The organism is Marinobacter qingdaonensis (assembly GCF_034555935.1).
GTDB classification, from domain to species: domain Bacteria; phylum Pseudomonadota; class Gammaproteobacteria; order Pseudomonadales; family Oleiphilaceae; genus Marinobacter; species Marinobacter qingdaonensis.
This window is the reverse complement of the sequence record NZ_JAYDCJ010000003.1, coordinates 2,143,703-2,168,990: the sequence shown is the minus strand read 5'-3', so window position 1 is coordinate 2,168,990 and position 25,288 is coordinate 2,143,703. Positions and strand designations below refer to the sequence as shown.

The 25,288-nt window shown below is 63.4% G+C and carries 21 protein-coding genes and 2 tRNA genes; 11 read left to right on the top strand and 12 right to left on the bottom strand.

The genetic code is table 11. From position 1 onward, the window contains the following. Positions 1–9: 9 nt before the first annotated feature. Genes U5822_RS13170 through rluC form a run of 3 tightly spaced genes read right to left on the bottom strand, consistent with a single transcriptional unit; the run spans position 10 to position 2,803 of the window. On the bottom strand, positions 10–1,053 hold the full coding sequence (locus U5822_RS13170; RefSeq protein WP_322856077.1) for a S49 family peptidase: 1,044 nt from the start codon (positions 1,051–1,053) through the stop codon (positions 10–12). A gap of 40 nt (positions 1,054–1,093) precedes the next feature. Then, complete coding sequence (locus U5822_RS13165) at positions 1,094–1,741, bottom strand: HAD family hydrolase (protein ID WP_322856076.1); 648 nt, start codon at positions 1,739–1,741, stop codon at positions 1,094–1,096. Then, on the bottom strand, positions 1,742–2,803 hold the full coding sequence (gene rluC / locus U5822_RS13160; protein ID WP_322856075.1) for a 23S rRNA pseudouridine(955/2504/2580) synthase RluC: 1,062 nt from the start codon (positions 2,801–2,803) through the stop codon (positions 1,742–1,744). Positions 2,804–3,398: 595 nt separating this feature from the next. Between rluC and rne the strand changes: the two genes are divergently transcribed. Both rne and U5822_RS13150 read left to right on the top strand, forming a co-directional pair. Continuing rightward, on the top strand, positions 3,399–6,614 hold the full coding sequence (gene rne / locus U5822_RS13155) for a ribonuclease E (RefSeq protein WP_322856074.1): 3,216 nt from the start codon (positions 3,399–3,401) through the stop codon (positions 6,612–6,614). A gap of 3 nt (positions 6,615–6,617) precedes the next feature. Beyond that, entirely contained in the window at positions 6,618–7,160 is a 543-nt protein-coding gene (locus U5822_RS13150) for a YecA/YgfB family protein (protein ID WP_322856073.1), read from the top strand. Here the strand turns inward: U5822_RS13150 and U5822_RS13145 are convergent. Then, complete coding sequence (locus U5822_RS13145; protein ID WP_322856072.1) at positions 7,157–8,035, bottom strand: PHP domain-containing protein; 879 nt, start codon at positions 8,033–8,035, stop codon at positions 7,157–7,159. The genes U5822_RS13150 and U5822_RS13145 overlap by 4 nt on opposite strands. A 133-nt stretch (positions 8,036–8,168) precedes the next feature. Between U5822_RS13145 and U5822_RS13140 the strand changes: the two genes are divergently transcribed. The 3 genes from U5822_RS13140 to U5822_RS13130 all read left to right on the top strand — a co-directional run bounded on the left by U5822_RS13140 (position 8,169) and on the right by U5822_RS13130 (position 9,560). After that, positions 8,169–8,468 (top strand): YciI family protein, encoded by a 300-nt coding sequence (locus U5822_RS13140; RefSeq protein WP_322856071.1) that lies wholly within the window; start codon positions 8,169–8,171, stop codon positions 8,466–8,468. Between the two features lie 125 nt (positions 8,469–8,593). Then, positions 8,594–9,265 (top strand): TIGR04211 family SH3 domain-containing protein, encoded by a 672-nt coding sequence (locus U5822_RS13135; protein WP_322856070.1) that lies wholly within the window; start codon positions 8,594–8,596, stop codon positions 9,263–9,265. A 4-nt stretch (positions 9,266–9,269) separates the two neighbouring features. After that, complete coding sequence (locus U5822_RS13130) at positions 9,270–9,560, top strand: PilZ domain-containing protein (protein ID WP_322856069.1); 291 nt, start codon at positions 9,270–9,272, stop codon at positions 9,558–9,560. Positions 9,561–9,668: 108 nt separating this feature from the next. Here the strand turns inward: U5822_RS13130 and rraA are convergent, their stop codons facing one another. Next, a complete protein-coding gene (gene rraA / locus U5822_RS13125) occupies positions 9,669–10,148 on the bottom strand; it encodes a ribonuclease E activity regulator RraA (RefSeq protein ID WP_322856068.1) in 480 nt (159 codons plus the stop codon). Between the two features lie 28 nt (positions 10,149–10,176). Then, positions 10,177–12,549 carry a phosphoenolpyruvate synthase gene (ppsA, locus tag U5822_RS13120; RefSeq protein ID WP_322856067.1) on the bottom strand — a complete coding sequence of 791 codons (2,373 nt, stop codon included), beginning with the start codon at positions 12,547–12,549 and terminating at the stop codon, positions 10,177–10,179. Between the two features lie 167 nt (positions 12,550–12,716). Between ppsA and ppsR the strand changes: the two genes are divergently transcribed. Then, positions 12,717–13,532, top strand: coding sequence for a posphoenolpyruvate synthetase regulatory kinase/phosphorylase PpsR (gene ppsR / locus U5822_RS13115; protein WP_322856065.1), 816 nt, complete (start codon positions 12,717–12,719; stop codon positions 13,530–13,532). A gap of 97 nt (positions 13,533–13,629) precedes the next feature. Here the strand turns inward: ppsR and U5822_RS13110 are convergent, their stop codons facing one another. Further along, positions 13,630–16,554, bottom strand: coding sequence for an insulinase family protein (locus U5822_RS13110; RefSeq protein WP_322856064.1), 2,925 nt, complete (start codon positions 16,552–16,554; stop codon positions 13,630–13,632). A 98-nt stretch (positions 16,555–16,652) separates the two neighbouring features. On the opposite strand from U5822_RS13110, the gene U5822_RS13105 reads away from it, so the two are divergent. The 3 genes from U5822_RS13105 to U5822_RS13095 all read left to right on the top strand — a co-directional run bounded on the left by U5822_RS13105 (position 16,653) and on the right by U5822_RS13095 (position 19,705). Further along, positions 16,653–17,114 (top strand): hypothetical protein, encoded by a 462-nt coding sequence (locus U5822_RS13105; RefSeq protein ID WP_322856063.1) that lies wholly within the window; start codon positions 16,653–16,655, stop codon positions 17,112–17,114. Between the two features lie 114 nt (positions 17,115–17,228). Then, positions 17,229–18,548, top strand: a complete 1,320-nt coding sequence (locus tag U5822_RS13100; protein WP_322856062.1) for an MORN repeat-containing protein — start codon at positions 17,229–17,231, stop codon at positions 18,546–18,548. Positions 18,549–18,601: 53 nt separating this feature from the next. Further along, positions 18,602–19,705 carry a response regulator gene (locus tag U5822_RS13095; protein WP_322856061.1) on the top strand — a complete coding sequence of 368 codons (1,104 nt, stop codon included), beginning with the start codon at positions 18,602–18,604 and terminating at the stop codon, positions 19,703–19,705. Here U5822_RS13095 and U5822_RS13090 read toward each other — a convergent pair. Then, a complete protein-coding gene (locus tag U5822_RS13090) occupies positions 19,665–20,258 on the bottom strand; it encodes a nucleotidyltransferase family protein (protein ID WP_322856930.1) in 594 nt (197 codons plus the stop codon). The genes U5822_RS13095 and U5822_RS13090 overlap by 41 nt on opposite strands. Positions 20,259–20,420: 162 nt before the next feature. Between U5822_RS13090 and U5822_RS13085 the strand changes: the two genes are divergently transcribed. Next, positions 20,421–21,272, top strand: coding sequence for a 6-carboxytetrahydropterin synthase (locus U5822_RS13085; protein ID WP_322856060.1), 852 nt, complete (start codon positions 20,421–20,423; stop codon positions 21,270–21,272). Positions 21,273–21,398: 126 nt separating this feature from the next. Here U5822_RS13085 and U5822_RS13080 read toward each other — a convergent pair. From U5822_RS13080 to gltX, 3 genes are all read right to left on the bottom strand, one after another. Next, positions 21,399–21,474 (bottom strand) — tRNA-Glu (locus U5822_RS13080). Positions 21,475–21,481: 7 nt separating this feature from the next. Continuing rightward, a tRNA-Ala gene (locus tag U5822_RS13075) sits at positions 21,482–21,557 on the bottom strand. 113 nt (positions 21,558–21,670) lie between these two features. Then, positions 21,671–23,155, bottom strand: coding sequence for a glutamate--tRNA ligase (gene gltX, locus U5822_RS13070; RefSeq protein WP_322856059.1), 1,485 nt, complete (start codon positions 23,153–23,155; stop codon positions 21,671–21,673). 159 nt (positions 23,156–23,314) lie between these two features. Between gltX and U5822_RS13065 the strand changes: the two genes are divergently transcribed. Further along, entirely contained in the window at positions 23,315–24,325 is a 1,011-nt protein-coding gene (locus tag U5822_RS13065) for a zinc ABC transporter substrate-binding protein (protein WP_322856058.1), read from the top strand. Here the strand turns inward: U5822_RS13065 and U5822_RS13060 are convergent. Beyond that, entirely contained in the window at positions 24,302–25,216 is a 915-nt protein-coding gene (locus U5822_RS13060; protein WP_322856057.1) for an AEC family transporter, read from the bottom strand. The two genes, U5822_RS13065 and U5822_RS13060, sit on opposite strands and share 24 nt — an antisense overlap. Positions 25,217–25,288 lie beyond the last annotated feature (72 nt).

Sequence of the window (25,288 nt, the reverse complement as noted above, 5' to 3'; positions counted from 1 at the left end):
GCGTCCCGGCTAGCGCAGTTCCAGCCGGCTATCCAGCAACTGGGCGGCAAAGCCTTCGCCGAAGGCTACGCCCAACTGATCGACCAGGTCCTGCAGCGGCGACTTGCGACGACTGTAATCCACGAGCTTTTCCTGACCGACGATCTGGCGCGCCACATACGAGGAACTGCCGAGGCCGTCCACCAGGCCCAGCTCAACGGCCTGCTCGCCACTCCAGACCAAACCACTGAACAGGCGCTCGTCATCGGCCAGCCGCTCGCCCCGACCGGCTTTCACCGCCTCGATGAACTGCTGGTGGGTGTTTTTGAGCACGCCCTGCCAGAAGACCACTTCCTCATCCTGCTCGGGCGAGAACGGATCCAGGAACGCCTTGTTGTCGCCCGCGGTGTACAGCCGGCGCTCGACACCGATCTTCTCCATGACCTCGGTAAAGCCGAATCCGCCGGCCACAACACCGATCGAACCCACCAGACTGGCCCGATTGGCATAGATTTCATCGGCGGCCGAGGCAATGTAGTAGGCACCGGATGCACCGACGTCAGAAATCACCGCGTACAGTTTCTTCTCCGGGTACTCCTGCCGCAGGCGCTTGATCTCGTCATAGATGTAGCCGGACTGCACCGGGCTGCCGCCCGGGCTGTTGATCCGCACCAACACCGCCACCGCACTTTCCTCTTCAAACGCCGTGCGCAGGGCTCCGACAATGTTGTCGGCGCTGGCCAGTTCGTCCGCGGCAATGGGACCGTTCACCTCAACCAGGGCCGTGTGCTTGCCGGTCGCGGTATCGAGGGTGTCACCCAGGGGAAACTTGAACATGAACAATATGGCGAACAGATAGGCGAAGGTCAGGAACTTGAAGAAGATGCCCCAGCGCCGGCTGCGACGCTGCTCCGCCTGCAGGGACATGACCAGCTTCTCGATCAGCTTCCAGTCCCGACCGGTCTCCGGCGGTAGACTTGGCCCCTTGCGACCGGCCCGGGTGGACTCACCCTCAGCCTTTGGTACCGGTTTGTCGCCCCACTCGGCGGTCTTGTCAGAATCCCAGTCGGTCATGCATCCATCCTGTCAGCAATAGTGGTCGTGTGGCCAAGGGTCAGAGGCCCAACACCCGGCGCAGATCGGAAACCGTATCAACAATGGCATGCGGAGCGTATTCGCCCAGCACGTCGCGCTTGTGCACTCCCCACTCGACTCCGATGGAGGGCATGCCGAGCCGCTGGGCCATGTCGAGATCATAGCGGGTATCGCCAATCATCACCGCCTCGGACGGGTCGATGCCGTAGAAGCGGACAATCTCCTCCAGCATGGTCGGATCGGGCTTGGAGCGGGTTTCGTCGGCGCAGCGGGTAATGTCGAAATGCTCACCCAGGCCGCTGGAGACCAGAGCCAGATCCAGCCCCCGACGACTCTTGCCGGTGGCCACCGAGCAGCCCCGACCCGACCCGCGAATATCCGCAACCACGTCGGCCATGCCTGCAAACACGTTCTGGGGCGTGGTCACCTTCTTGAAGAAATAGCGGCCATAACCCTCGCGGATACGGTTCATCTCGTCCCGACTGATGCCCGGGTAGAGCTTTTCCAGGGCCTCGACCATGCCCAGGCCAATGATGTCGCGATAGGCCTCGCGCTCCCGCGCCGGAAAACCCAGCTCGGTGGCGGCCTGATGCAGGCTTTCGGCAATGTGCTCGACGGAATCCACCAGGGTCCCGTCCCAATCGAAAATGACTACCTTGACCTTCATTTACTGATTCCTGCTCCGCGCCTCGAGAATTGCCAGCGCGTTGGTGAATGCATCGTCGTAGGGCGCCTCCAGGCGCATGGCCTCGCCGGACCCCGGCAAGGTGAACTCGAGCGCGCGGGCATGGAGCATCAGCCGCTGACCGCCGATGGCGCGGAACGCCTTCAGGCTCACATCATCCATATACTTGTCGTCACCGGCAATCGGATGACCCTCCCAGGCGCTGTGGACGCGGATCTGGTGGGTGCGACCGGTGACCGGGGAGGCCTCGACCAGACTGTAGCCCTGATAGCGGGCGATACAGCGAAACAGCGTCAGCGACGCCTTGCCGGCCTCGTCCACCCGCACCCGGCGCTCGCCGTTCGGCATCTCGTAGCGCAGCAGCGGCTGCTCGACCCGATCCACGACCGCCGGCCAATGTCCCGCTACCAGGGCGTGGTAATGCTTGCGAATGCGTTTGTGGCGCAGCTCGTCCTGCAGGAACCGCAGCGCCGAGCGCTTCTTGGCCACCATCACCAGACCGGAGGTGTCGCGATCCAGGCGGTGCACCAGCTCGAGGAACTTGGTCTGCGGCCTTGCCGAGCGCAGCACCTCAATCAAGCCAAAGCTCAGGCCACTGCCACCGTGGACGGCAATGCCCGAGGGCTTGTTCACCACCAGCATCTGATCGTTCTCGAACAGCACGGCGGCTTCCATTACCCCCTGGACCCGGGTGCCGGGCTCGACCTGGGCCGGCTTTTCCTTCTGGGTCATGGGCGGAATGCGGACCTGGTCGCCTGCATTCAGCCGGGTGTCGGGTTTGACCCGCCCCTTATTGACCCGGACCTCGCCCTTGCGCACCACCCGGTAGATGATGCTCTTGGGCACGCCCCGCAATTGGGCGAGTAGAAAGTTGTCGACCCGCTGGCCGGCGTTGTCCTCATCCACGGTGACCCACTGGACCCCGGTGCGCACCTCGCTGGGCCCGCTGGGCCTGGGCTTGGACGGAGTTTTGGGGGGATGCGCCGGCGCCGCTTTGCCCGGGCGTTTCGCGGGGGATTTTCTGGTCGCAGACTTGCGGGACATGAACTTCCTTAATGACGGATAAGTGCAGCATTGAACGGCCAACGGAATACTGTTATATTCCGGCGTGCTCTGCCGTTTGTCTACGGCCTGACCAACTCCAGTCAGAAGCCGGAGCGGCAGAAGTATACCGACACTATTCGAGAGTTTGAACGCCGTGCGCCCAATCACTATCGGGGAACGGCGGAGGAAGTGCTCCCGGAGAGACAGGACAGACCGATGACGGCTGATGACCTGCCCCGGGAGGAGAGGAAAAACCGTGCGGAAAACCGACGGGCGACATCGCGAAGAATCATTGCCACACAGGGCCGGGCCGTCCAGCTTACGAATACGACGTGAGACCCAGGCACCTGAGTGAACCTGAAAACGGATTATATGCGTCAACAGACACGAACCTTACACGACCTCTCGCTGCTTACAGGCAGTCGGGCCGTCGGTGGTCTCACAGAGACAGAATCGCACCCCATAAGGGTCTGATTTGTCTGGCCGCCGGCCTGCTCTTGACGTGAAAGAGCCCCGCGGCACGCACATCCAGCTTCGCTGATGCGAACCCTTCCGGTTTTCTGTCAAAATCAATCGACAGGAACCCTTTCTTTCCATGAAAAGAATGCTCATCAATGCAACTCACCCTGAGGAGTTGCGCGTTGCACTGGTCGACGGCCAGCGTCTGTTCGACCTTGATATCGAATCCAGTTCCCGCGAGCAAAAGAAAGCCAACATCTACAAAGGCCGCATTACCCGGGTCGAGCCCAGCCTCGAAGCCGCGTTCGTGGATTTTGGCGCCGAGCGCCACGGCTTTCTGCCGCTGAAGGAAATCTCCAAGGAGTACTTCAAGAAGTCTCCGGGCCAGATCGAAGGCAAGATCAACATCAAGGATGTGGTCTCCGAAGGCCAGGAAGTCATTGTCCAGGTCGACAAGGAAGAGCGTGGCAACAAGGGCGCAGCCCTGACCACCTTCATTTCCCTGGCCGGCCGCTACCTGGTGCTCATGCCCAATAACTCTCGCGCCGGCGGCATTTCCCGTCGCATCGAGGGCGAAGAGCGGGCCCAGCTGAAGGAAGCCATGAGCGACGTGCAGGTGCCCAAGTCCATGGGCATCATCGTGCGCACCGCCGGCATCGGCCGTACCACCGAAGAACTGCAGTGGGACCTCGACTACCTGGTCCAGTTCTGGGAAGCCATCACCCAGGCCGCCGGTGAGCGCAAGGCGCCCTTCCTGATCCACCAGGAAAGCAACGTCATCATCCGCGCCGTGCGCGACTACCTGCGCCAGGACATTGGCGAGGTGCTGATCGATGCCAACGGCGTGTACGAAGACGTGCTGAACTTCGTGCGCGCGGTCATGCCCACCTTCGAGAACAAGATCAAGCTGTACAAGGACGAGATTCCGCTGTTCAGCCGCTACCAGATCGAAGGCCAGATCGAGACCGCGTTCCAGCGCGAAGTGAAACTGCCCTCTGGCGGCTCCATCGTTATCGATCCGACCGAAGCCCTGGTGTCCATCGACATCAACTCCTCCCGCGCCACCAAAGGCCAGGACATCGAGGAGACCGCGCTCCAGACCAACCTGGAAGCGGCCGAGGAAATCGCCCGGCAGCTGCGCCTGCGCGACATGGGTGGCCTGATCGTCATCGACTTCATCGACATGACGCCGGCCAAGCACCAGCGCGAAGTCGAGCAGAAGATCCGCGAGGCCCTGGAAATCGACCGGGCCCGGGTCCAGGTCGGCAAGATTTCCCGCTTCGGCCTGCTGGAAATGTCCCGTCAGCGCCTGCGTCCATCCCTGGGCGAGACCCGCAGCGAAGTCTGCCCGCGCTGTGAAGGCCAGGGCACCATCCGCGGCATCGAGTCCCTGGCGCTGAGCATCATGCGCCTGATCTACGAGGAATCCTCCAAGGAGAAGACCGGCGAAGTCCGGGCCGTGGTGCCTGTGTCCGTCGCCACCTTCCTGCTGAACGAGAAGCGCAAGCAGCTGGCCGACATCGAAGCGCGCCAGGAAGTGAACGTGGTTGTGGTGCCGGTCCCGCACATGGAGACCCCGCACTTTGAAATCCTGCGCCTGCGCCAGGACGAAACCACGCCGGAGCACATCTCCAGCCACCAGGTGGCCCAGGAGTACAGCGTGCGTGAAGAGGAAGTGTTCGAGGCCCCGGCCGCCGAACGTCCGGTTCGTGAGCAGGCGGCGGTGAAAGCCATTCGCCCGAGCGCCCCGGCCCCCACCCCGGCCGCGAAAGCCGAACCCGCTGAAGAGCAGGAAGAGGGCCTGTTCCGCCGCCTGGGCCGCAAGATCGCCAACTTCTTCGGCGATGAGGAAGCCCAGACCGAGGAAAGCCGCGACACGGGCAAATCCGCCCGCGAAGATCGCCGCAACCAGGGCCGCCAGGACCGTCGCAAGTCCCGCGTCGCCCGTGACGACCAGCGCAGTGGCGGCAACCGCAGCGGCAACGATCGCCGTCAGGGCGGCCAGCAGGGCCGTGGCGACGACAACCGTGGTCGCGGTCGCAACCGCGGCAACCAGAACCGTCAGGGTGCCGACAAGGCCGCTGACAGCAAAGGCACCGACAACCGCGGCGCGGACACCAAAACCGCCGACAACAAGGGCGGTGACGGTCGCCAGGGCGGTCAGGGTCGTGGCCGCGGCCAGGGCCGCAACAAGCCGCAGCGCGATCAGGGCCAGCGCGACCAGAAGGACCAAAAGGACCAGAAGGACACCCGCGAGCAGAAGGACCAGCAGTCCGCCAAGAAGCCGGGCGGCGACAAGGGCAGCTCCGGCGAGAAAGGCGGCGGCAGCGACAAGCCGCGCAAGCCACGTCGCCAGCGCAACCGCGACGGCTCACCGGCCGAAACGCCGGCCTCTACCCCGGCCGATCGCAAGGCGGTGCGCAGCGAAAAGCACCAGAAGGACACCCAGCCGGAGCAATCCGGTGAGGCCGCCAAGTCCGAGGTGAAGGCGGCGGAAGCCAGCCAGCCGCAGAAGGACCAGGCTCCGGCCGCCAAGGCCCAGGACGACAAGTCCGCGCAGGCCAGCGAAGCGCCGAAGCAAGACGCCAAGGCCGAGGCGAAAGCCGACAGCCAGAAGCCCCAGGTCAAGCCTGAGGAGGCTGCCAAGGCCAAGGCGGATGACAGCGCCCCGGCCAAGTCCGAAGGTGCGGCCAAGGCCGGCGCAGACGAGGCGCCGAAAGCCAAGGCCGAACAGGCTCCGGAGGCCAAGGCCAAGCCGGCTGAGTCCAAGACCGAGACCAAAGCCGAGACCGGCAAGCCCGCGTCTGAAGCTGCCGACAAGAAGCCGGCGGACCAGAAGCCCGCCGAGGCGAAAGCGGCCGAGCAAAAGCCAGCCGAGTCCAAGCCAGCCGAGCCCAAGCAGGCCGAACAAAAGCCAGCTGCGTCCAAGCAGGCTGAACCGAAGCCTGCCGAGTCCAAGGCCGCCGAAGCCAAGGACGCCAAGCAGCCGGCTGAAAGCAAGGCGCAATCGCCCAAGGCCCAGGACAAGCCCGCGGCTGCCGCTGACGCCAAGGCTGAGCAAAAGTCCGCCGAAGCCAAGGCCGAGGCAAAGCCCGCCCAGGCTGAGGCCGAGCCCAAAACCGAGGCCAAGGCTGAGCCGAAGCCGGCCGCCGCGCCTGAGCCCAAGTCCGACGCCAAGGCCGAGAGCGCCAAGCCGGCCGAGCAGCCGGCGGCCAAGTCCGAGCAGGCCAAACCGGCCGAGCCCGCAGGCGTCGACGTACCGGTAACCCCGGGACGGGCCTACAATGATCCTCGGGAAGTGCGCAAACGTCAGCGCGCCGCGGAAGAAGCCAAAAAGGCCGGGAGTAACTGATCGATGCTATCCAACTCCGACATCGAAGCGCTGGAAGACATCCTGTTCGCCGATCCCTGGGGTGACGACGCCCTGGACTTCTTCGGCCTGCACGGGGTGGTCTGTGCCAGCGTCGTCGGCCCGGTTGATCTGAGCGCGGAAGACATCTTCCGCCTCGCCACCGGCACCGACAAGGTGCCCGGTGGCGAGGTTCCGGACGTGTTCAGCCGCTGCGTCCAGCAGCTGGCCACGGCCATGGCCCATTCCCTGGATATGGGCCAGGCTCTGGAACTGCCGGAACCGGAAGACGGCGACCCGATGAACGCACTGGAAAACTGGTGCGCGGGCTTCGTGGACACCTTCCTCGAACACGAGGCGGCGTGGCTGGAGGCAGCCAGTGAGGAGGAGACCGCAGATCTGCTGGTCCCGATGCTGACCCTGTCCGGGCTGTTTGACGATGAGGACTTCCAGAAGGTTCGCAACAGCGACAAGCTGTCACGTCAGATGGCCGATGCCATTCCCGACTCGCTGACCGACCTGTACCTGCTGTTCCACGCGCCGGACTAAACCGGCGCTGCCGCAGACACAGGCTGCTTGAAACAATGCCAGACCGGCTCAAGCCCGTCTGGCATTTTCATGATACGCCCCAGCTCACACCAGGGTGCTCCGGGAAAGTGGAAATCGCTGCCCTGGGACGCCAGCAACTGTTCCCGCCGACACAGCTCCGCCAGGAAGCCCAGATCGCCGCTGGACTGACCCGACGTCGACACCTCGATCGCCTGCCCCCCGGCCCGACGGAAATCCCCGGTCAACTCCCGCAGCTTGGTCGCGGTCAACTGGTATTTACGAGGATGGGCCAGCACCGCAATGCCGCCGGCGTCCGTGATCCAGCGCACCACCTCCGGCAACTCCGGCCAGAACGCCTTCACATCACCGGGCTTACCGCTGCCCAGATGGCGCTTGAACGCCTGGGCGGTGTTGGACACCACCCCGGCCTTAACCAGCGCCTGAGCGAAATGCGGGCGCCCCGGGACATCACCACCGGACAGCTCGGTCGCCCGCGTCAGCAGGTCCGGCACCTTCAGCTTGCTCAGGCGCTCGGCAATCATCCGCGCCCTCGCCCACCGGTTGTCGTGCTGCCGCTCGAGGGCGGCCCGGAACCGGGTGTCGCCGGAATCGAAATCCAGCCCGACAATGTGAATGGTCCGGCTCTTCCACAGGCAGGACAGTTCGATCCCGGGAATCAGGGAAACGCCATGCTCGCCGGCGGCGGCACCCGCCTCGGCCAGCCCGGCAATGGTGTCGTGGTCGGTCAACGCCAGGTGGGTGACCCCGCGCTCTGCCGCCCGGGCCACCAGGGCTGACGGCGTCAGGGCGCCGTCGGAGGCGGTGCTGTGGCAGTGCAGATCAATGCACAACTCGGGGTCTTGCGTTATAGTCACAACAATTCCTGAATCAGAGGGTTGGCAGTGCTTGCTCACTCGCTAGTGTATCAGTGAACGCTTGCCCCTGTACCCACCCGAAGCCATTGCAGCGCCAGCCCGGCTGGCCGCGACACCGACAACGGAGACCTTCATGTACTACGCGATCATCAGCGAAGACGTCGAAAACAGCCTGCCCATGCGCCAGCAGGCCCGCCCGGCCCACCTGGACCGACTGCAGGCCCTGAAGGCCGAGGGCCGCCTGCTGGTGGCCGGCCCCCATCCCGCCATCGACACCCCCGATCCGGGCGAAGCCGGATTCACCGGCAGCCTGGTGGTGGCCGAATTCGACTCCCTGGAAGCGGCGCAGGCCTGGGCCGACGCCGATCCCTACATCGAGGCCGGGGTTTACAAACAGGTCACGGTGAAACCGTTCAAGGCCGTGCTGCCCTAGGAGCCAAGCGGGTGTCCATGAGCGTATCGTAATGCAGCCCCGCTTGATCAGCCGCTTGAGTGTGACAAAATTGCGCCTTTGTTAATTGACTGATTTTTAATCGTGCAACTCAGGGAACGTATCCAGTGACGCTTTTCCGACTACTCATCAGTGTCCTTGTTGTCGTCTCGTCCGTGGCAGTGGCTCAGGCCAAGACTGTCTGGGTCGACGACCAGCTTTATCTGCCGGTCCGTGCCGGCGCCGGCACCCAGTTCCGGATCATTGAAAACGCGGTTCCCAGCGGCACCCCGCTGGAACTGCTGGAAACCAACGACTCCGGCTATTCCCGGGTGCGGACGCCGAAAGGCACCGAGGGCTGGGTGTCCAGCCAGTATCTGAGCGACACCCCCATTGCCGCCGACCGCCTGCGCCAGGCCAACCGGGAGCTCGAGCAGGCCCGCACCGAGCTGACCCAGGTAAAGGAGCAACTGAGCGAAGTGACCCAGGAGCGCAACGCCCTGGAAAGCTCGGAGTCCTCGCTGTCCAATCGCTCCGAGGAACTGCAGTCGGAACTGCAGCGAATCAAGAGCATCGCCGCCGATTCCATCAACCTGGAGCGGCGCAATCGCGAGCTGCGTGAGGAAAACCAGAAAATCCGCAACGACCTTGAGGTGCTGACCGCGGAGAACGAGCGTCTGGAAGCCAGCAAGGAATCAGACTTCATGCTGCTGGGCGCCGGGCTGGTGCTGGGCGGCGTGCTGCTGGCGCTGATCATCCCAATGCTCAAACCCACCAGAAAGACCGACAACTGGGCCTGACGCCATGAGAGATTATTCGGAGAAAAGGGATTTTCACCGTATGCAGGTGAACTCGGAGATTGAAATCACCAACGCCCGTGGTGAGGTCTTTACCGGTGTCTGCCGGGACCTCAGCGCCACCGGCATGCAGCTGTTCGTGCAACAGCCGGTCGCCATCGGAGAAGAACTGAAGACCATGCTGCGCCCGACCGGGGAGCAGATTCCACCGCTGGAAACCGTGTGTGAAGTGGTGCGCTGTGAAGCGGAAGGTGATGGTTACCTGCTCGGCACCACCATCAACGAGGTGACCCAGTAGCGCTTTAAGCGTCTGCTGGTAGCTGGCTGAGGGCCAGCCAGTATCGAAGGGTACTGCAGGAAATGACACCGAAGCGCGGCCCAGGCCGCGCTTCGGCGTTCAGGAGCCTCAGACCAGAGACTTCTTGGAGACGATGATGCCGTTGTTGTCGGCGTACACGTAATCGCCCGGGGTGAAGGTCACGCCACCGAAGGTCACCGGCACGTTCAGGTCCCCCAGACCGCGCTTCTCGCTCTTGCGCGGGTGCGTCCCCAGCGCCTGCACGCCCAGGGCCGTCTGGCCGATCTCGTCAACATCACGCACGCAGCCGTAGATGATCAGACCGGCCCAGCCGTTGCTCGCGGCCTTTTCCGCCAGCATGTCACCCAGCAGGGCGTGGCGCTTGGACGCGCCACCGTCGACCACCATCACCTTGCCGTTGCCGGGCAGACCCACCTGCTCCTTGACCACGGAGTTGTCCTCAAAGCACTTCACGGTGACGATTTCGCCACCGAACGCCTTGTGGCCACCGTAGTTGTTGAAGCCAGGCTCAACCACTTCCACTTCCGGGAACTCGTCACACAGATCCGGTGTAATGATATCTGCCACGTTTCGCTCTCCTATTCCTTGAATGGGCTCAGTCGATTTTCTCGTCGGCCAGGAAGAACCAGGTATCCAGCACCGAATCCGGGTTCAGGGACACGGTGTCGATGCCCTGATCCATCAGCCACTTGGCCAGGTCCGGATGGTCGGACGGGCCCTGCCCGCAAATGCCGATGTACTTGTCGGCCTTCTTGCAGGCCTGGATCGCGTTCGACAACAGCGCCTTCACAGCCTCGTTCCGCTCATCGAACAGGTGCGCGATGATGCCGGAATCCCGGTCCAGGCCGAGGGTCAGCTGGGTCAGGTCGTTGGAGCCGATGGAGAAGCCGTCGAAGTGCTCGAGGAACTGCTCCGCCAGCAGTGCGTTGGCCGGCAGCTCGCACATCATGATCACGCGCAGGCCATTCTCGCCGCGCTTCAGGCCATTCTCGGCCAGCAGATTCACCACCTGCTCGGCTTCGCCCACGGTCCGCACGAACGGCACCATGACTTCCACGTTGGTCAGGCCCATCTCGTTGCGCACTTTCTTCAGGGCGCGACACTCCAGCTCGAAGCAGTCGCGGAAGGTGTCGGAGATGTAGCGGGAGGCGCCCCGGAAGCCGAGCATCGGGTTCTCTTCGTCCGGCTCGTACAGGGTACCGCCGATCAGGTTGGCGTACTCGTTGGACTTGAAGTCGGACAGGCGCACGATGACCTTCTTGGGGGCGAACGCCGCGGCCAGGGTGGAGATGCCCTCCACCAGCTTGTCGACGTAGAAGTCCACCGGCGAGCTGTAGCCGGAGATGCGCTTCTCCACGGTCTGCTTGATGTCCCGTGGCAGGCCGTCAAAGTTCAGCAGCGCCTTCGGGTGCACACCGATCATGCGGTTGATGATGAATTCCAGACGCGCCAGGCCAACGCCTTCGTTGGGCAGGGACTGGAAGTCAAAGGCGCGGTCCGGGTTACCCACGTTCATCATGATCTTGAACGGAATGTTGGGCATGGAGTCGACGGTGTTCTCGCGCAGCTCGAAGTCCAGCGCGCCCTCGTAGATCATGCCGGTGTCGCCCTCGGCACAAGACACGGTGACTTCCTGGCCGTCTTTCAGCAGCTCGGTGGCGTCACCACAGCCGACCACCGCCGGGATACCCAGCTCGCGGGCAATGATCGCGGCGTGGCAGGTACGGCCGCCACGGTCGGTGACGATGGCCGCGGCCCGCTTCATCACCGGCTCCCAGTCCGGGTCGGTCATGTCGGTGACCAGCACGTCGCCGGCCTGGACCCGATCCATCTCGTTGATGCTGGTGATGATCTTGACCGGACCACTGCCGATCTTGTGGCCGATGCTGCGGCCTTCGACCAGAACCTTGCCGGTCTCTTTCAGCAGGTAGCGCTCCATGACGTTGGCAGCGGCGCGGCTCTTCACGGTTTCCGGACGGGCCTGCACGATGTAGATGCGGCCGTCGTCACCGTCCTTCGCCCATTCGATGTCCATCGGACGCTGGTAGTGCTGCTCGATGATCATGGCCTGCTTGGCCAGCTCTTCCACTTCGGCGTCGGTGATGCAGAAGCGGTTGCGGTCGTCCTGCTCGACCTTCACGGTCTCGACAAACTCACCGGCGTCGGCGTCGGTCTGGTACACCATCTTGATGGCCTTGCTGCCCAGGTTGCGGCGCAGCACCGACGGGCGACCGGCTTCGAGGGTCGGCTTGTGGACGTAGAACTCGTCCGGGTTCACGGCACCCTGCACCACAGTTTCACCCAGGCCGTAGGAGGCGGTGACAAACACCACGTCACGGAAGCCGGACTCGGTGTCCAGGGTAAACATGACGCCGCTGGCCGCGGTCTCACTGCGCACCATCTTCTGGATACCGGCTGACAGGGCCACCAACTTGTGATCGAAACCGTGGTGCACGCGGTAGGAAATGGCGCGGTCGTTGAACAGGGAGGCAAAGACTTCTTTCACCGAGGTGCGAACCTGCTGCAGCCCCACCACGTTCAGGAAGGTTTCCTGCTGACCGGCGAAGGACGCGTCCGGCAGGTCCTCGGCGGTGGCGGAAGAGCGCACGGCCACGGCCATGTTCTCGTTGCCGGCCTGCAGGTTGGCAAAGGCCTCTTTCAGGGCGTTTTCCAGAGACTCCGGAAAATCGGTGTCGATGATCCACTGACGGATCTGGGCGCCCACGCGGGCCAGTTCGTTCACATCGTTAACGTCCAGGGCGTCCAGGGCGTTGTCGATCTTGTCCTTCAGGCCGTCGGTGGCCAGGAATTCACGGTAGGCGTGCGCGGTGGTGGCGAAACCGCCAGGAACGGTAACACCTGCGTTGGCGAGATTACTGATCATTTCACCAAGCGAGGCGTTCTTGCCGCCCACCCGGTCAACGTCGGACATTCCCAGGTGATCAAACCAGATAATGTAATCTTCCAAAGCGTGTCTCCCTTGAGTCTGTAAAGCTTAGAGCAAAACCGGGCCAGCGGTATCTAGCGGCAATAGCGGGCAATATCCACTGCGGAGTCTCGAATTTGGCGTGTATGATACTGTAACCTGCGGCAATTACCTAGGGAACCTCGCAACACGGAGCCGGATAACAGCCCATGAAACGCACCGCTTTCTTTATTTCCGACGGTACCGGCCTGACCGCCGAGGCCCTCGGCCACAGCCTTCTGGCCCAATTCGAGAAGATCGAGTTTGAGCGCGTGACTGTGCCTTACATCGACGACGAGGAAAAGGCCCGGGACATGGTCACCCGCATCAACAAGGCGGCGGAGACCGACGGCGCCCGACCGCTGGTGTTCGACACCATCGTCAACAGCGACATTCGCGACGTCATCGCCACCGCCGAGGGCTTCATGATCGACATCTTCGGCACCTTCCTGAACCCATTGGAGCAGGAGCTGCAGTCCTCGTCTTCCTACACCGTGGGCAAGTCCCACTCGATCAACAACGAGGGCAGCTACGAGCGCCGCATCAACGCGGTGAACTTCGCCCTGGATAACGACGATGGCGCACGTGTGCGCCACTACGACGAGGCCGACCTGATCCTGGTGGGCGCATCGCGCAGCGGCAAGACCCCGACCTGCCTGTACCTGGCCCTGCAGTACGGCATCAAGGCGGCCAACTACCCGATCACCGAAGAGGACCTGTCCGACCAGCAAATGCCGGCGGTACTCAAGCCGCACAAGGAAAAGATCTTTGGCCTGACCATTGAGCCGGAGCGGCTCGCTACCATCCGCAACGAACGCCGGCCCAACTCCCGCTATTCCTCGATCAAGCAGTGCATGCACGAAATCGAGGAAATCGAGCTCATGTACCGGCGCGAGCGCATCCCCTACCTGAACACCACCGCCTACTCGGTGGAGGAAATCTCGACCCGGATCATGGTGACCACCGGGCTGAAACGGAACCGCTGATCGGCGCCAGCGGCGACAGGAAAGCCTTCGCAGCCATAAAAAAAGAGGGCCATCAGGCCCTCTTTTTTCGTGCATCGGCTGCGACAACGCAGGCCGTTTACATCTCCTCGATCTTCAACCCCAGCTCCTCGGCCACGGCCCGGTTGTCCGGGCTGGTGACCACGGCGGTGCTGGCATTCTCCGGCACCAGCCAGGTGGCGGCGACGCGCTTGAGGTCGTCCAGGGTCACCGCCAGCACCCGCTCCCGGAACCGGGCGCGCTGCTCGGGACTGCGACCGAACAGTTTGTTGTGGAAGGCGTGGCGGGCAGCGCCGGCCGGCGACCGGGGCCGGTCCAGCTGGCCGATGACGCCCAGGATAGACTCTTCCAGTTCCTGGTATTCGTGATCGGTTTCCTGCAGCCAGTCCAGGGCCATGTCGAAGTCCTCCAGGGTGTCCGCCAGACGCGGATCCCGGTAGGAGAAGAACCGGAAGGTGCCGTTCACGCTGTCCTGACCGGCGCCGCCCCCGTAAGCACCGCCCTTCTCGCGGATGGCCCGGTGCAGGAAGCCGTTGCGCAGGAAGCCACCCAGTACGGTCAACGCGGCCGCGTCCGGGTGGTCCACCGGCACGGTGCTGTAAGCCTTGGCGCAGAAGTTGACCTGGGTTGAGGTCAACCAGGCTTCGCGGGTGGTGTAGCTCACCGGCTTCATGGTCCAGCTGGAGGTGGCCGTGCCGGCCTCGCCCTGCCAGCAGGATTTCAGGTCGTCCAGCATGGCGCCCAACTGCTCCTGCTCACCAATGACCAGGAATTCCCGGCCCTGGTTGCGGATCTTGTCGTGCAGGGCCGCCAGCTTGTCGCAGAATGCCTGCAGCTCCTTGGGGTCCTTCAGCGCCTGGTCCAGTTCCTTGGTGCCGCGAATACCAGCCAGGCCACCGAGCCGGAACGCCAGCCAGGCGCCCGGGCTCATGCCCTGGGACGCCGCGCCCATGGCCAGGGCGTGACCGCTGCCGGTCACAGCCTGCTCACGGCGGGCGCGGATCTGGGCGATGATTTCCCGAATCCGCTCCTGCTCATCGAACCGGGCATTGGTATAGACATCCCGCAGCAACCGGGTCAGCTCGCCGCGGTTGCGGGCCAGGGCCTTGCCGTTGAACACCAGGTAGCCGGACAGGGCCTGAACGTCGTCAATCCGGCCCTTGGCGCTGAAGCTGGCGCCAATGCCACCGGATTCCGCGGAAATACGGTCCTGCATCTGCAGGTAATCCAGATCGCCACAGCCGACTTCGGAGATCAGCGCGGTGTAATAAGGCACCAGCAGCAGCTCTTCCTCGGTCAGTTCCGGCAGCGGCACCACCACCTGCTCGTACACCAGGCCGTTGGTGCCCCGGGCGAAGACTGTGGCGGCGATGTCGCCGTCGTAGCGGGACTCCGGCTCCGGCATCTGCAGGGGCACATCGGTCAGGTCCACCTTGGGCAGGATGGAGTCGTCGTCCTTGCGCATCTGGCGTTCTTCCAGCGCCTGGGCGCGGTCGACGATCTGCTTGACCTCGGCCTCGGTCAGCTCTTCCTTGCGCTGGGCCAGGGCGTCGCGAATGGCCTGCTGGCGACGGCTTTCCAGCTGCTCGTCCGGGCGCAGGGTCAGGGTGACCCGGTGCGGGTTGTCCAGCAGCTTGCGACGAATCAGGTTCGGCACGTACTGCGGGTCGCGGATCTTCTCGCGCAGGGTGGCCAGCACCGGCTCCAGGTCCAGCAGTTCGACCGGGTCGCCGCCGTGCACCATCGGGGCGATGGCGCTCATGATCAGTTGCAGGCCGTACGGGAACTGGTCCCCGGCAATCTCGCGCTGGTGCAGTTCAAGCTGGTGCAGAATCGCCTCCAGGCGCTCTTCGCTCACGCCTTCGTCCGCGACCTTCTGCAGGGTGCTCTCAATCAGCGCCTCCAGGTCTTTCTGGCGCTCGGGCTCGCTGCCCTCAATGCCACAGACAAAGGTCATCTCGCGGTTGGAATCCTCCAGCCCGCACATGGGCGACGGCGCGTGGCCCAGCTCGGTGGTTTCCAGCGCGCGCATCAGCGGCGAGGCGCTGTTCTCCAGCAGCACCGCCGACAGCAGCTGGCCTTCCAGGTTCTCCTGCAGGTCGAAGCTGTGGCCCAGCAGCCAGCCCATCACGATGTGGGTCTTGTGGTCGGTGCCCTCGCCTTCGTTGACGGCATAGCCCTGCTCCACCCGTACCGGGGCGAACATGCGCTTCTCGTCCCGCACCGGCAGCTCAATGTCCAGACGGTCGAAGCGCTTGAGCGCCAGTTCCTCGAAACGCTCGTGGTGCTCGTGGGCCGGAATGTTGCCGTAGGTGGCAAAGATGGCGTTGCTCGGGTGGTAATGGTGGCGGTAGAACTTCACCAGCTCGTCGTAGCTCAGATCGACAATGTGATCGGGCTCACCGCCACTGTTGTAGTGGTAGGTGGTGGTCTGGAACAGGTGGCTGCTCAGGTTCTGCCAGAGCTGGGAGGTGGGCGAGCTCATGGCGCCCTTCATCTCGTTGTAGACCACACCGCGGTAGACCAGATCGGTCTTCGGGTCGTTCGGGGTGTCGAACTCCAGGCGGTGGCCTTCCTGGGCGAAATCCAGCGGGTCCAGCTTGGAGAAAAACACCGAGTCCAGGTACACCGACAGCAGGTTGTCGAAGTCCTTGCGGTTCATGCTGGCAAACGGGTACGCCGTCCAGTCGCTGCTGGTGAACGCGTTCATGAAGGTATTCAGGGAACGGCGGATCATCATGAAGAACGGGTCGCGCACCGGATAGCGTTCGCTGCCGCAGAGTGCGGTGTGCTCCAGGATGTGCGCCACGCCGGTGGAATCCATCGGGAAGGTGCGCAGCGCGACGAAGAAAACGTTCTCGTCGTTGTCGGCCGCCAGATGCAGGTGGCGGGCGCCTGTTTTCTTGTGACGATATTCCTCAACGTCTAGATTGAGGGTACCAATCCGGTGACTGCGAAGTTTTTCAAAAGCCGGATGGGTTGCGTTCTCGATCACTGCAGCCATTCAAACTATCCTGTCTTTAACAAATAGAGACTTGTAGGGTAACACGTAGTATCGATTATCATGCACAGTCCAGAAGCGATAGGGTAGCCCCGCAGTAAATGACGACTTACACCCCTCACAGCAAGGCCGTGGACGCGCCTGAAGTTGCCGCTTACTGGGCGGAGCGCCGCCGGTACCTGGAGCGAATCCGCAAGGTGCCGGAAATACGACAGAAGTTCTGGCGCGAAGTTGCCATCTACCTGCTGCGCCGTCTGCTCTGGTCGTTTGGCTTCTTTCCCATCTTCATCGCCTTCTGGATTCCGTTCGTGCTGGCCAGCTTCAACCCGGTGGTCATGGCCACCGATCTGGTGCCGCTGCTCCAGGACTTCATCAGCGCCAATCCGGAGGTCCAGGCCACCAAGATCAGCACCCTGGCCATTGCCTGGGGCTCCATCGGCTTCATCTTCCTGGTGTTCGATTTTGTCCTGACCCCGTTCCGCTCCCCGTACGAATACGAAGCCGATGTGTACATGCGGTCGTGGGAGCAACTCAACCATGATCAGCTTCCGGACAAAGTGTGATTTGTCCTGCATTCTCAGTAACTCCAGTCACTTTCTGTTACATAAGCCGGACCTCACTGGTTAAGATGAATCGGTAATCCGACATTCGGGAATGCAGGTTCAAGAGGTCCGATCATGGTCGATTTCAGACCACTTCTGTTCGTTAACGCACTGGCATTGATGCTCCTGGTAACCGCCGGCTTCGCCTCCGTGCGCGAGGACATGGCCATCGCCGCCACCGAGCCCAACATCGAACCCACCGTCGCGGCCGTGACCCAGGAAAGCCGGCCCAGGCAGACCCAGACCAAAGCCGCCCCAAAACCCGAACCACAGCCGACCACCACCGCCGAACCGTCAAGCAAGCCAGCTCCAGCTCTGGCCCAGGTCGACACCTTTACCGTGCTGCCCATGCCGGACAACACCACCCAGCTGGCGATGGCCGAGCCGGCCGGCGCCCTGACCAAGACCAGCCTGGTGGACACCGTGCCCCGGTTCGAGCCGGCGCCAGTGGAACCGAAACCCACCACCGGCACCCTGGTGCTGCGCTCCAACGTGATTGGCGATCAGGTCACCATCAATGGCCAGGGCTACGGCGCCACCCGCCTGGACCTGGAACTGGCGCCTGGTGACTACAGGGTGGTGATCAGCAAACCCGGATACAAGGCCTGGAGCCAGACCGTGGCCCTGGAAGCCGGCAGCGACCTGACCCTGGTGGGCGAACTGGAAGCACTTACCACCGTGAACTACCGTGACGGCACCTGGGTTGGTGGCGTGAAAACCGGCGACGGCACCTATGAGGACGCGAACGGCCTGCGCTACGAGGGCCACTTTGTGAATGGCCGGTTCGATGGCAAGGGCACCGCCTGGTACCCGGACGGCAGCCGCTACGAGGGCGAGTGGGCCCAGGGCGAGAAAGCCGGCGAAGGCACCTGGCGCAGCGCCGACGGTGCCCGCTACACCGGCGAGTTCCAAGCCAACCAGTTCAACGGCAAGGGCACCCTGACCATGGCCAACGGCGACATCCTGACCGGCTACTGGAAAGACGGCCACCTGAATGGCCACGGCTCCCTGACCACCGCCGACGGCATGCTCTACGTCGGCGCCTTCCGCGACAATGACTTCCACGGCCGCGGCTCTCTCACCTACCCGGACGGCCGACACTACGAGGGCGAATTCTCCAAGGGCGCCTTCCACGGCAGCGGCGCCGAGGTGTTCGCCGACGGCAAGAAATACGAAGGCCAGTACATCGAAGGCAAGTTTCACGGCAAGGGCCTGCTGCTGAACCCGAACGGCAGCTCCATCGAAGCCACGTTCCGGCACGGCGAGCCCTATGGCCAGGTGCGCCTGACAACCGCGGCCGGCGAGATATTCACCGCCCGCACAACCGAACCCGGCGTCTGTTATCGGGACAAGAGCTACCGGGCCACGCAGTGCCCGACACTGGACGGCTGGTGACCCGCCGCCGCCCGATAACACACGCGTTTGCAGTAACCGATTGAGGTAGTGACATGGCGATCAAGAACGCTCTGCTGGTGGACGACTCGAAAGTTGCCCGGTTTGCCCTGAGCAAGCTGCTGGAGAGTCGCGACATGGAAGTCAACATGGCAGGCTCGGCGGAGGAAGCGCTGGATTTCCTCAACAACGACGGTCGCCCGGACGTGATCTTCATGGACCACCTGATGCCCGGCATGAACGGCGTCGAGGCCACCAAGGCGATCAAGGGCAACCCGGACACCGCTGCCATCCCGATCATCATGTGCACCTCGAAAAAATCCTCCTCCTTCATGGACGAGGCCAGGAACTTTGGCGTTTACAACATCCTGACCAAACCACCCCACACCGAGGGCCTGTCCCTGGTGCTGGACCAGCTGGACCGGGACGTGACCGAAGGCACCCTGCCCGAGCCACCCCAGTTTGATGCCCTCGATGCCCTCGCCGACGAAGACGACGACCTGGTCAACCTCCCCGGCGACGCCTCGGTGGAGCTGTCCCTGAAAACCGACGAGGGCGCCAGCGGCCTGGCCACTGGCGGCTCGCACGCGGTGCCGCTGACCAGCGAGCTGATTGAACAGATTGCCCGCTCGGCGGTGAAAACCCACATCAACAACCGCCTGCACGAGCTGCTCAGTTCCCTGTTCGACGAGCAGTTTGACCACTTGAAACGGGCCCTGGACGAGTCCCGCAACAAGCAGGAAGCGGTGATTGAAGAGCGCCTGGGCGGCCTGACCAAGCTGGTGGACGAGCGCACCAAACATCTGCGGGACGAGGTGGCCGCGGAAGTGAACCTGAACCTGGGCCGGGAACTGGCGGAACTGAAGAAGGAACTGAAGCGCAACTCCGGTTTTACCGCCGACCACATGGCCGAACTGAAAGACCACATCACCAGCGTGCAGACCATCGACACCGAGTTCTGGCAGACCCTGCAATCGGAGGCGATCCAGCAGGCCCACGAGATTTCCCGGGAAACCGCGGAAGACATCGCCCAGCGCACCATCGACCTGTTCGTGGCCCAGCAGCGCTCGGCCTCCTCCCGGGTCTACACCATTGGCCTGGCGGCCAGCCTGGGCATCTTCAGCGTCGGGATTGCCTGGCTGTCGGGCCTGTTCGGCTGAGCCGTCGCTGCACCCGCAGCCAATCCTCCGGGGTGTCGACGTCGTCGTGCACCCCGGGAATCTCCACCCGGGTCGCCCGCACGCTGGCCAGCAGCTGCCCTGCCCCGCGATCCCCCTGCAGTTCCATGACCTCGGGCCACAGCCATCGGGGCAGGTACGCCGGCACGCCCGGTCGCCCACCGTAGTCTGCCGCCAGCGGCTGATTGGGCACAAAGCGGGCAGCTTCGCCGAAAGCCCGGAGTGCGTCTTCGTCCAGCAGTGGCTGATCCGCCACCAGCACAAACGCGCCCTTGGCCTTGGGCCCCAGGCCCGCCAGACCGGCCGCCAGCGTTGCCGACAGCCCCAGGTGCCAGTCCGGCACCCGCTGCCAGCGGGACGGCTGACGCCGGGTACGGAAGCGAATCAATGGATACCAGGCGCCGCACAGCACCCGGACATCGTCACTGAGCAACTGGCCAAAGCCGATGGCCCGGTCCAGCAGGATCCGGTCCGCACCGGCCATCGGCAACAGGGCCTTGGGCCGGCCCAGGCGGGACGACGCCCCGGCCGCCAGTATCAGTGCTGGAAAGTGCTGATCGTTTGAGGTGGGAATGAAGTCCAGAATAAGCGTCTCGACAGCAAAGGTGAATCAAGCCTGGCGCATCGCCAGACTGCCGATTTCACTGATTTTTGCTAGAATTCCGCCATCAATCAACCATACCCGCCCGGACTTTTAATGAATCACCTGTTTGTGGACAACCTGACCGTCATCGATTTTGCGTACCTCGACCCGGCCCGCGGCCTGGTGGGCGAGAGCTGGATTGCGGACGTGGTGCTCGGCGGCGAACTCGACGACCAGGGCATGGTGTTCGATTTCAGCAACGTCAAACGCACCATCAAGCGGGTCATCGACGAGCGGGTCGACCACCGGCTGGTGATCCCCCGCGGCTACGACGGCCTGTCCTGGGACGAAGAGCAGCCGGACACCTTCCGCTGGGCCCTGCGGGATGGCAGCGAAATCATCCACCGTTCGCCGGACGAAGCCGTGGTCTGGCTGTCCTCGGAGCGGGTGGTGCCCTCCGCCGTGGCCGCCCTGCTCGAGCGCGAACTGCAGGCGGTCCTGCCGGCGAACGTGACCTCGGTGCAGATCCACCTGCGTGAGGACGTGATCGAAGGCGCTTACTACCACTATGTACACGGCCTGAAGAAACACCTGGGCAACTGCCAGCGCATCGCCCACGGCCATCGTTCGCCGATCCGCATCGATCGCAACGGCCACCGGGATTACGACCTGGAGCGCCACTGGGCCAAACTCTGGCGGGATATCTACGTGGGTTCGGAGGAAGACGTGGTGCGCCGACACGTGGGCGAGGATGGCGTGCGCTACGTGACCTTCGAGTACGAGGCCAACCAGGGCGAGTTTGCCCTGACCCTGCCGGAGGAGCGGGTGTACATGCTGGACACCGACACCACGGTGGAGCTGATTGCCGCCCACATCGCCGACAAGCTGAAAGTGCAGTTCCCCACCGACACGCTGCGGGTGAAAGCCTACGAGGGCGTGGGCAAAGGCGCCATCGCCGAACGCTAGGCGTGACCGGCCCCGGCCACCCGGGGCCGCTGATGCCCTGGCCGGCACTTTTCTGCAGACACAAAAAAACCGCCCGAAGGCGGTTTTTTTGATGGCTTTCCGGTGGACTAAACCGTCAAGCCGTATTGGCGTCCCCTAGGGGGTTCGAACCCCTGTTGCCGCCGTGAAAGGGCGGAGTCCTAGGCCACTAGACGAAGGGGACTAGAAATTGGTGGAGCCAGGCGGGATCGAACCGCCGACCTCAACACTGCCAGTGTTGCGCTCTCCCAGCTGAGCTATGGCCCCTCAACGGATGCGTATATTAAGGATCCGCCCTGGGGCCGTCAACCGCAAAAAACCACTTTTTTTCAATTTTTTGAACATCCCTGTTCACGCCGTTTATTTCTTCACCAAAGCGGTTATTCCGCAACCAGAGCGGCGTACTCTTTCTCCACTTTCTTGGTTTCTTTCTTGGAGAAGCCACCCATCACCTGCAGCGCATGGCGCAAACGCGACCGGGTCATGTCCGGTCCGAGCAGCGCCATGGAGTCCATCACCGACCAGGAATTGGGAGTACCGGCGATGGCCACGAAGATGGAGAACATGAAATCGCCCATCTTCAGCTCCATGGCTTTGGCCAGGGTCTTGATGTCGGCAAAGATGTTTTCCTTGCTCCAGTGCCGCTGGGCCTCCAGACGCCACAGGGTGAACTGCAGCACCCGCTTGATCTGGCCCTCGTCCAACTTGTTGTGGGCGAAGTCCTCGGGGCTCAGGTTGAGCAGGCCGGAGAACATGAACTGGGCCATCGGTGCGACGTCGGAGAACACCTCGGCGCGGCCCTTGATGTGCGGCACCAGTTGGGTCAGGTCGTCCTTGTTGAACCACCACTGGTGCATCCGCTCCATGAACTGCTCGTCGGTCAGCTCCTCACGCAGCCACTGGCCGTTGAGCCAGCGCAGCTTCTCGACGTCGAACACCGGGCCACCGAGGGACACCCGCTGGATGTCGAAGTTCTCGATCATCTCGTCGATGGTGAACTTCTCACGCTCATCGGGCATGGACCAGCCCATGCGGCCCAGGTAGTTGGTCACCGCTTCCGGCAGGAACCCCATACGCTCATAGAAGTTGATGCTGGTGGGGTTTTTGCGCTTGGACAGCTTGCTCTTGTCCGGGTTGCGCAGCAGCGGCAGGTGGCACAGCTCGGGCATGTCCCAACCGAAGTACTGGTACAGCAACTTGTGCTTGGGCGCCGAGTTGATCCACTCCTCACCCCGCAGTACGTGGGTGATGGCCATGTTGTGGTCGTCCACCACATTGGCCAGGTGGTAGGTCGGCATGCCATCGGATTTCAGCAGGATCTGGCAGTCCACCTGGGCCCAGTCGATTTCAATGGTGCCACGCAGCATGTCCTGGATCTCGCACACGCCCTCGTCCGGCACCTTCATCCGGATCACGTAGGGCTCGCCCGCTTCCAGCCGGCGCTTCACTTCGTCCTCCGGCAGCTCCAGGTTGCCCTTGATTCCCGGGTTCATGCCCTTGGCCTTGCGCTCCTCACGAATCGCCTCCAGCTCTTCCGGCGTGCGGAAGCAGTAGAAGGCGTGGCCGGCGGTGACCAGGTCCTCGGCGTACTGGCGGTAGGAGTCCTTGCGCTCGGACTGACGGTACGGGCCGTGCGGGCCACCCACGTCGGGGCCCTCGTCCCAGTTCAGCCCCAGCCAGCGCAGGGCGCCCAGGATGTCCTGCTCGGACTCCGCGGTGCTGCGGGCCTGGTCGGTGTCTTCAATGCGCAGGATGAACTGGCCGCCGTGTTGGCGGGCAAAACACAGATTGAACAGGGCCACGTAGGCGGTACCAACGTGAGGGTCTCCGGTTGGGGAGGGAGCAATTCGGGTACGTACAGTCATGAAACCTTCCTAAAAATCGGTGGCCGTTTGAGAAACCCGGCATTATACCGGCCTGCCGGGGATTTCGCATGGGCACCCGGGGCTGATTCAGGTTTTGCCCCGTCGCCGCACTTTGTTATATTATAACGTTTCAATCGAATCACTCAGGAACCCACCTCCATGCCTATGCCCAAACCGGCACTCGCCCTGGCCGCCGCCGTCAGCCTGGGCGCCAGCCCTGCCCTGGCGGACACCCGCATCGTCACCACGCTCAAGCCGCTGACGTTGATCGCCCAGGGCATCGCCACCCCGGACATGACCGTCTCCACCCTGGTGCCGCCGGGCTCAAGCCCCCACAACTACTCCATGAAACCGTCCCAGCGCCGCGCCCTGCACGACGCCGATGTAATTTTCTGGGTCGGCCCGGACATGGAAACCTTCCTGGCCCGCCTGCTGGCCAGCGGCGAGTTCCGCGACCGCACCGTGGCGCTGCTGCCCGGCGACGGCACCGAGGCCCAAGACGCCCACGATGACCACGGCGAAGACCATGACGATCACGGCGGCCATGACGACCACGATGATCATGGCGAGCACCATGAGGACCACGGCGAGCACGGCAACGACAACCACGCCGGGCACCACGAGCACCACCACGACCATGGCGGCGACGACCCGCACATCTGGCTGGACCCGGCCCTGGCCGGCGAGATCGCCGAGACCATGGAGCACGCCCTGGCCGAACAGGACGGCGTCGACCGCGAAGCCCTGACCCGCAACCTGGCGCAATTCAAAACCGCCTTGAAGCAAACCGAGGCCGAGATTCAGGCCAAACTGGCGCCGGTGAAGGACATCAGCCTGTACTCCTACCACAACGCCTTTGTCCGGTTTGCCGAGCACTACGGCCTGAACCTGGAAGGCACCCTGACCCTGAACCCGGAACTGAGCCCAGGCGCGCGGCACATCGCCCAGATTCAGGAACGGCTGGGTAAGGCCCACCACCCCTGCCTGCTGACCGAGCCGCAGTTCAATCCGGGCGCCTGGGAAGTGATTACCGAAGCGCTGGACGTGAGATTCAGTACCTGGGACCCACTGGCCACCGAGGTTGCGGAAGGCCCGGACGGCTATCTGGCGTTCCAGCACCAGATCGCCGACGCGGTGCTCAAGTGCCTACCAGAGGATGCTGAGCATTAACGGAATGGAGGCAATGGCCAGCAGGGTCTGGCCACTGATGATGCCCGCCATCAAAGGCGCGTCGCCGCCGAGCTGACGCGCCAGGATGTAGGCGGAGGTGGCGGTGGGCAGCGCCGCCAGCAACACCACCACTTGCACCAGCACGCCCTCCACCCCAAACAGCAAGGCCAGCCCCGCGGTCATCACCGGGAACGCCAGCAGCTTGAGCACGGTGGACACCAGGAACGGCATGGAGGCGCCACGCAGCGCCTTCAGCTGCAGCCCCGCCCCCACGCACATCAGGCCCATGGGCAACGCCAGCTCGCTCAATGGCTGCAGAATGGCGGCAAACAGCGGGTGGAAGCCAATCTCGAAGAAACTCCAGATCACGCCGATCACCGAGCCGACAATCAGCGGGTTGGTGGCAATGGCCTTCAGCACCGGTTTGAGTTGCACCGGCCCCTGGGTGGCAACCAGGGAGAACATCACGATGCACAGCAGGTTCAGCAGCGGCACCATGATCGCCACGGCGATGGCGGTCAGGGACAGGCCCTCGTCGCCCAGCAGCATGCCGCCGGCCGCCAGGCCCACATAGGAGTTGAATCGGATGGCGCCCTGGAACACCGAGGAGAACACCGGCCCGGACCAGCGCCAGATCCGCTGCGCCACGACCAGCACCAGGGTCATGGCCGCGATCATGGCGACAATCAGCAGCGCAATGTCGCCGTAGGCGGACGCCGGCAGGCGGGCCTGCCCGAGCTTGAACACCAGCATGGCCGGGAACAGCACGTAGTAGGTGAAGCGCTCGGCCTGGGGCCAGAAGTCACCGCCGGGAAAGTTCCAGCGCCGGAACACGTGCCCGAGCAGGATCAACACAAACACCGGAACCAGCGCCTGAACCATCACCGGCATAACCACACACTCCCGTCGCCACCGAAAAAGCCCGGCCAGGCCGGGCTTGATTGAATAGGAAGCTAGTGAGGA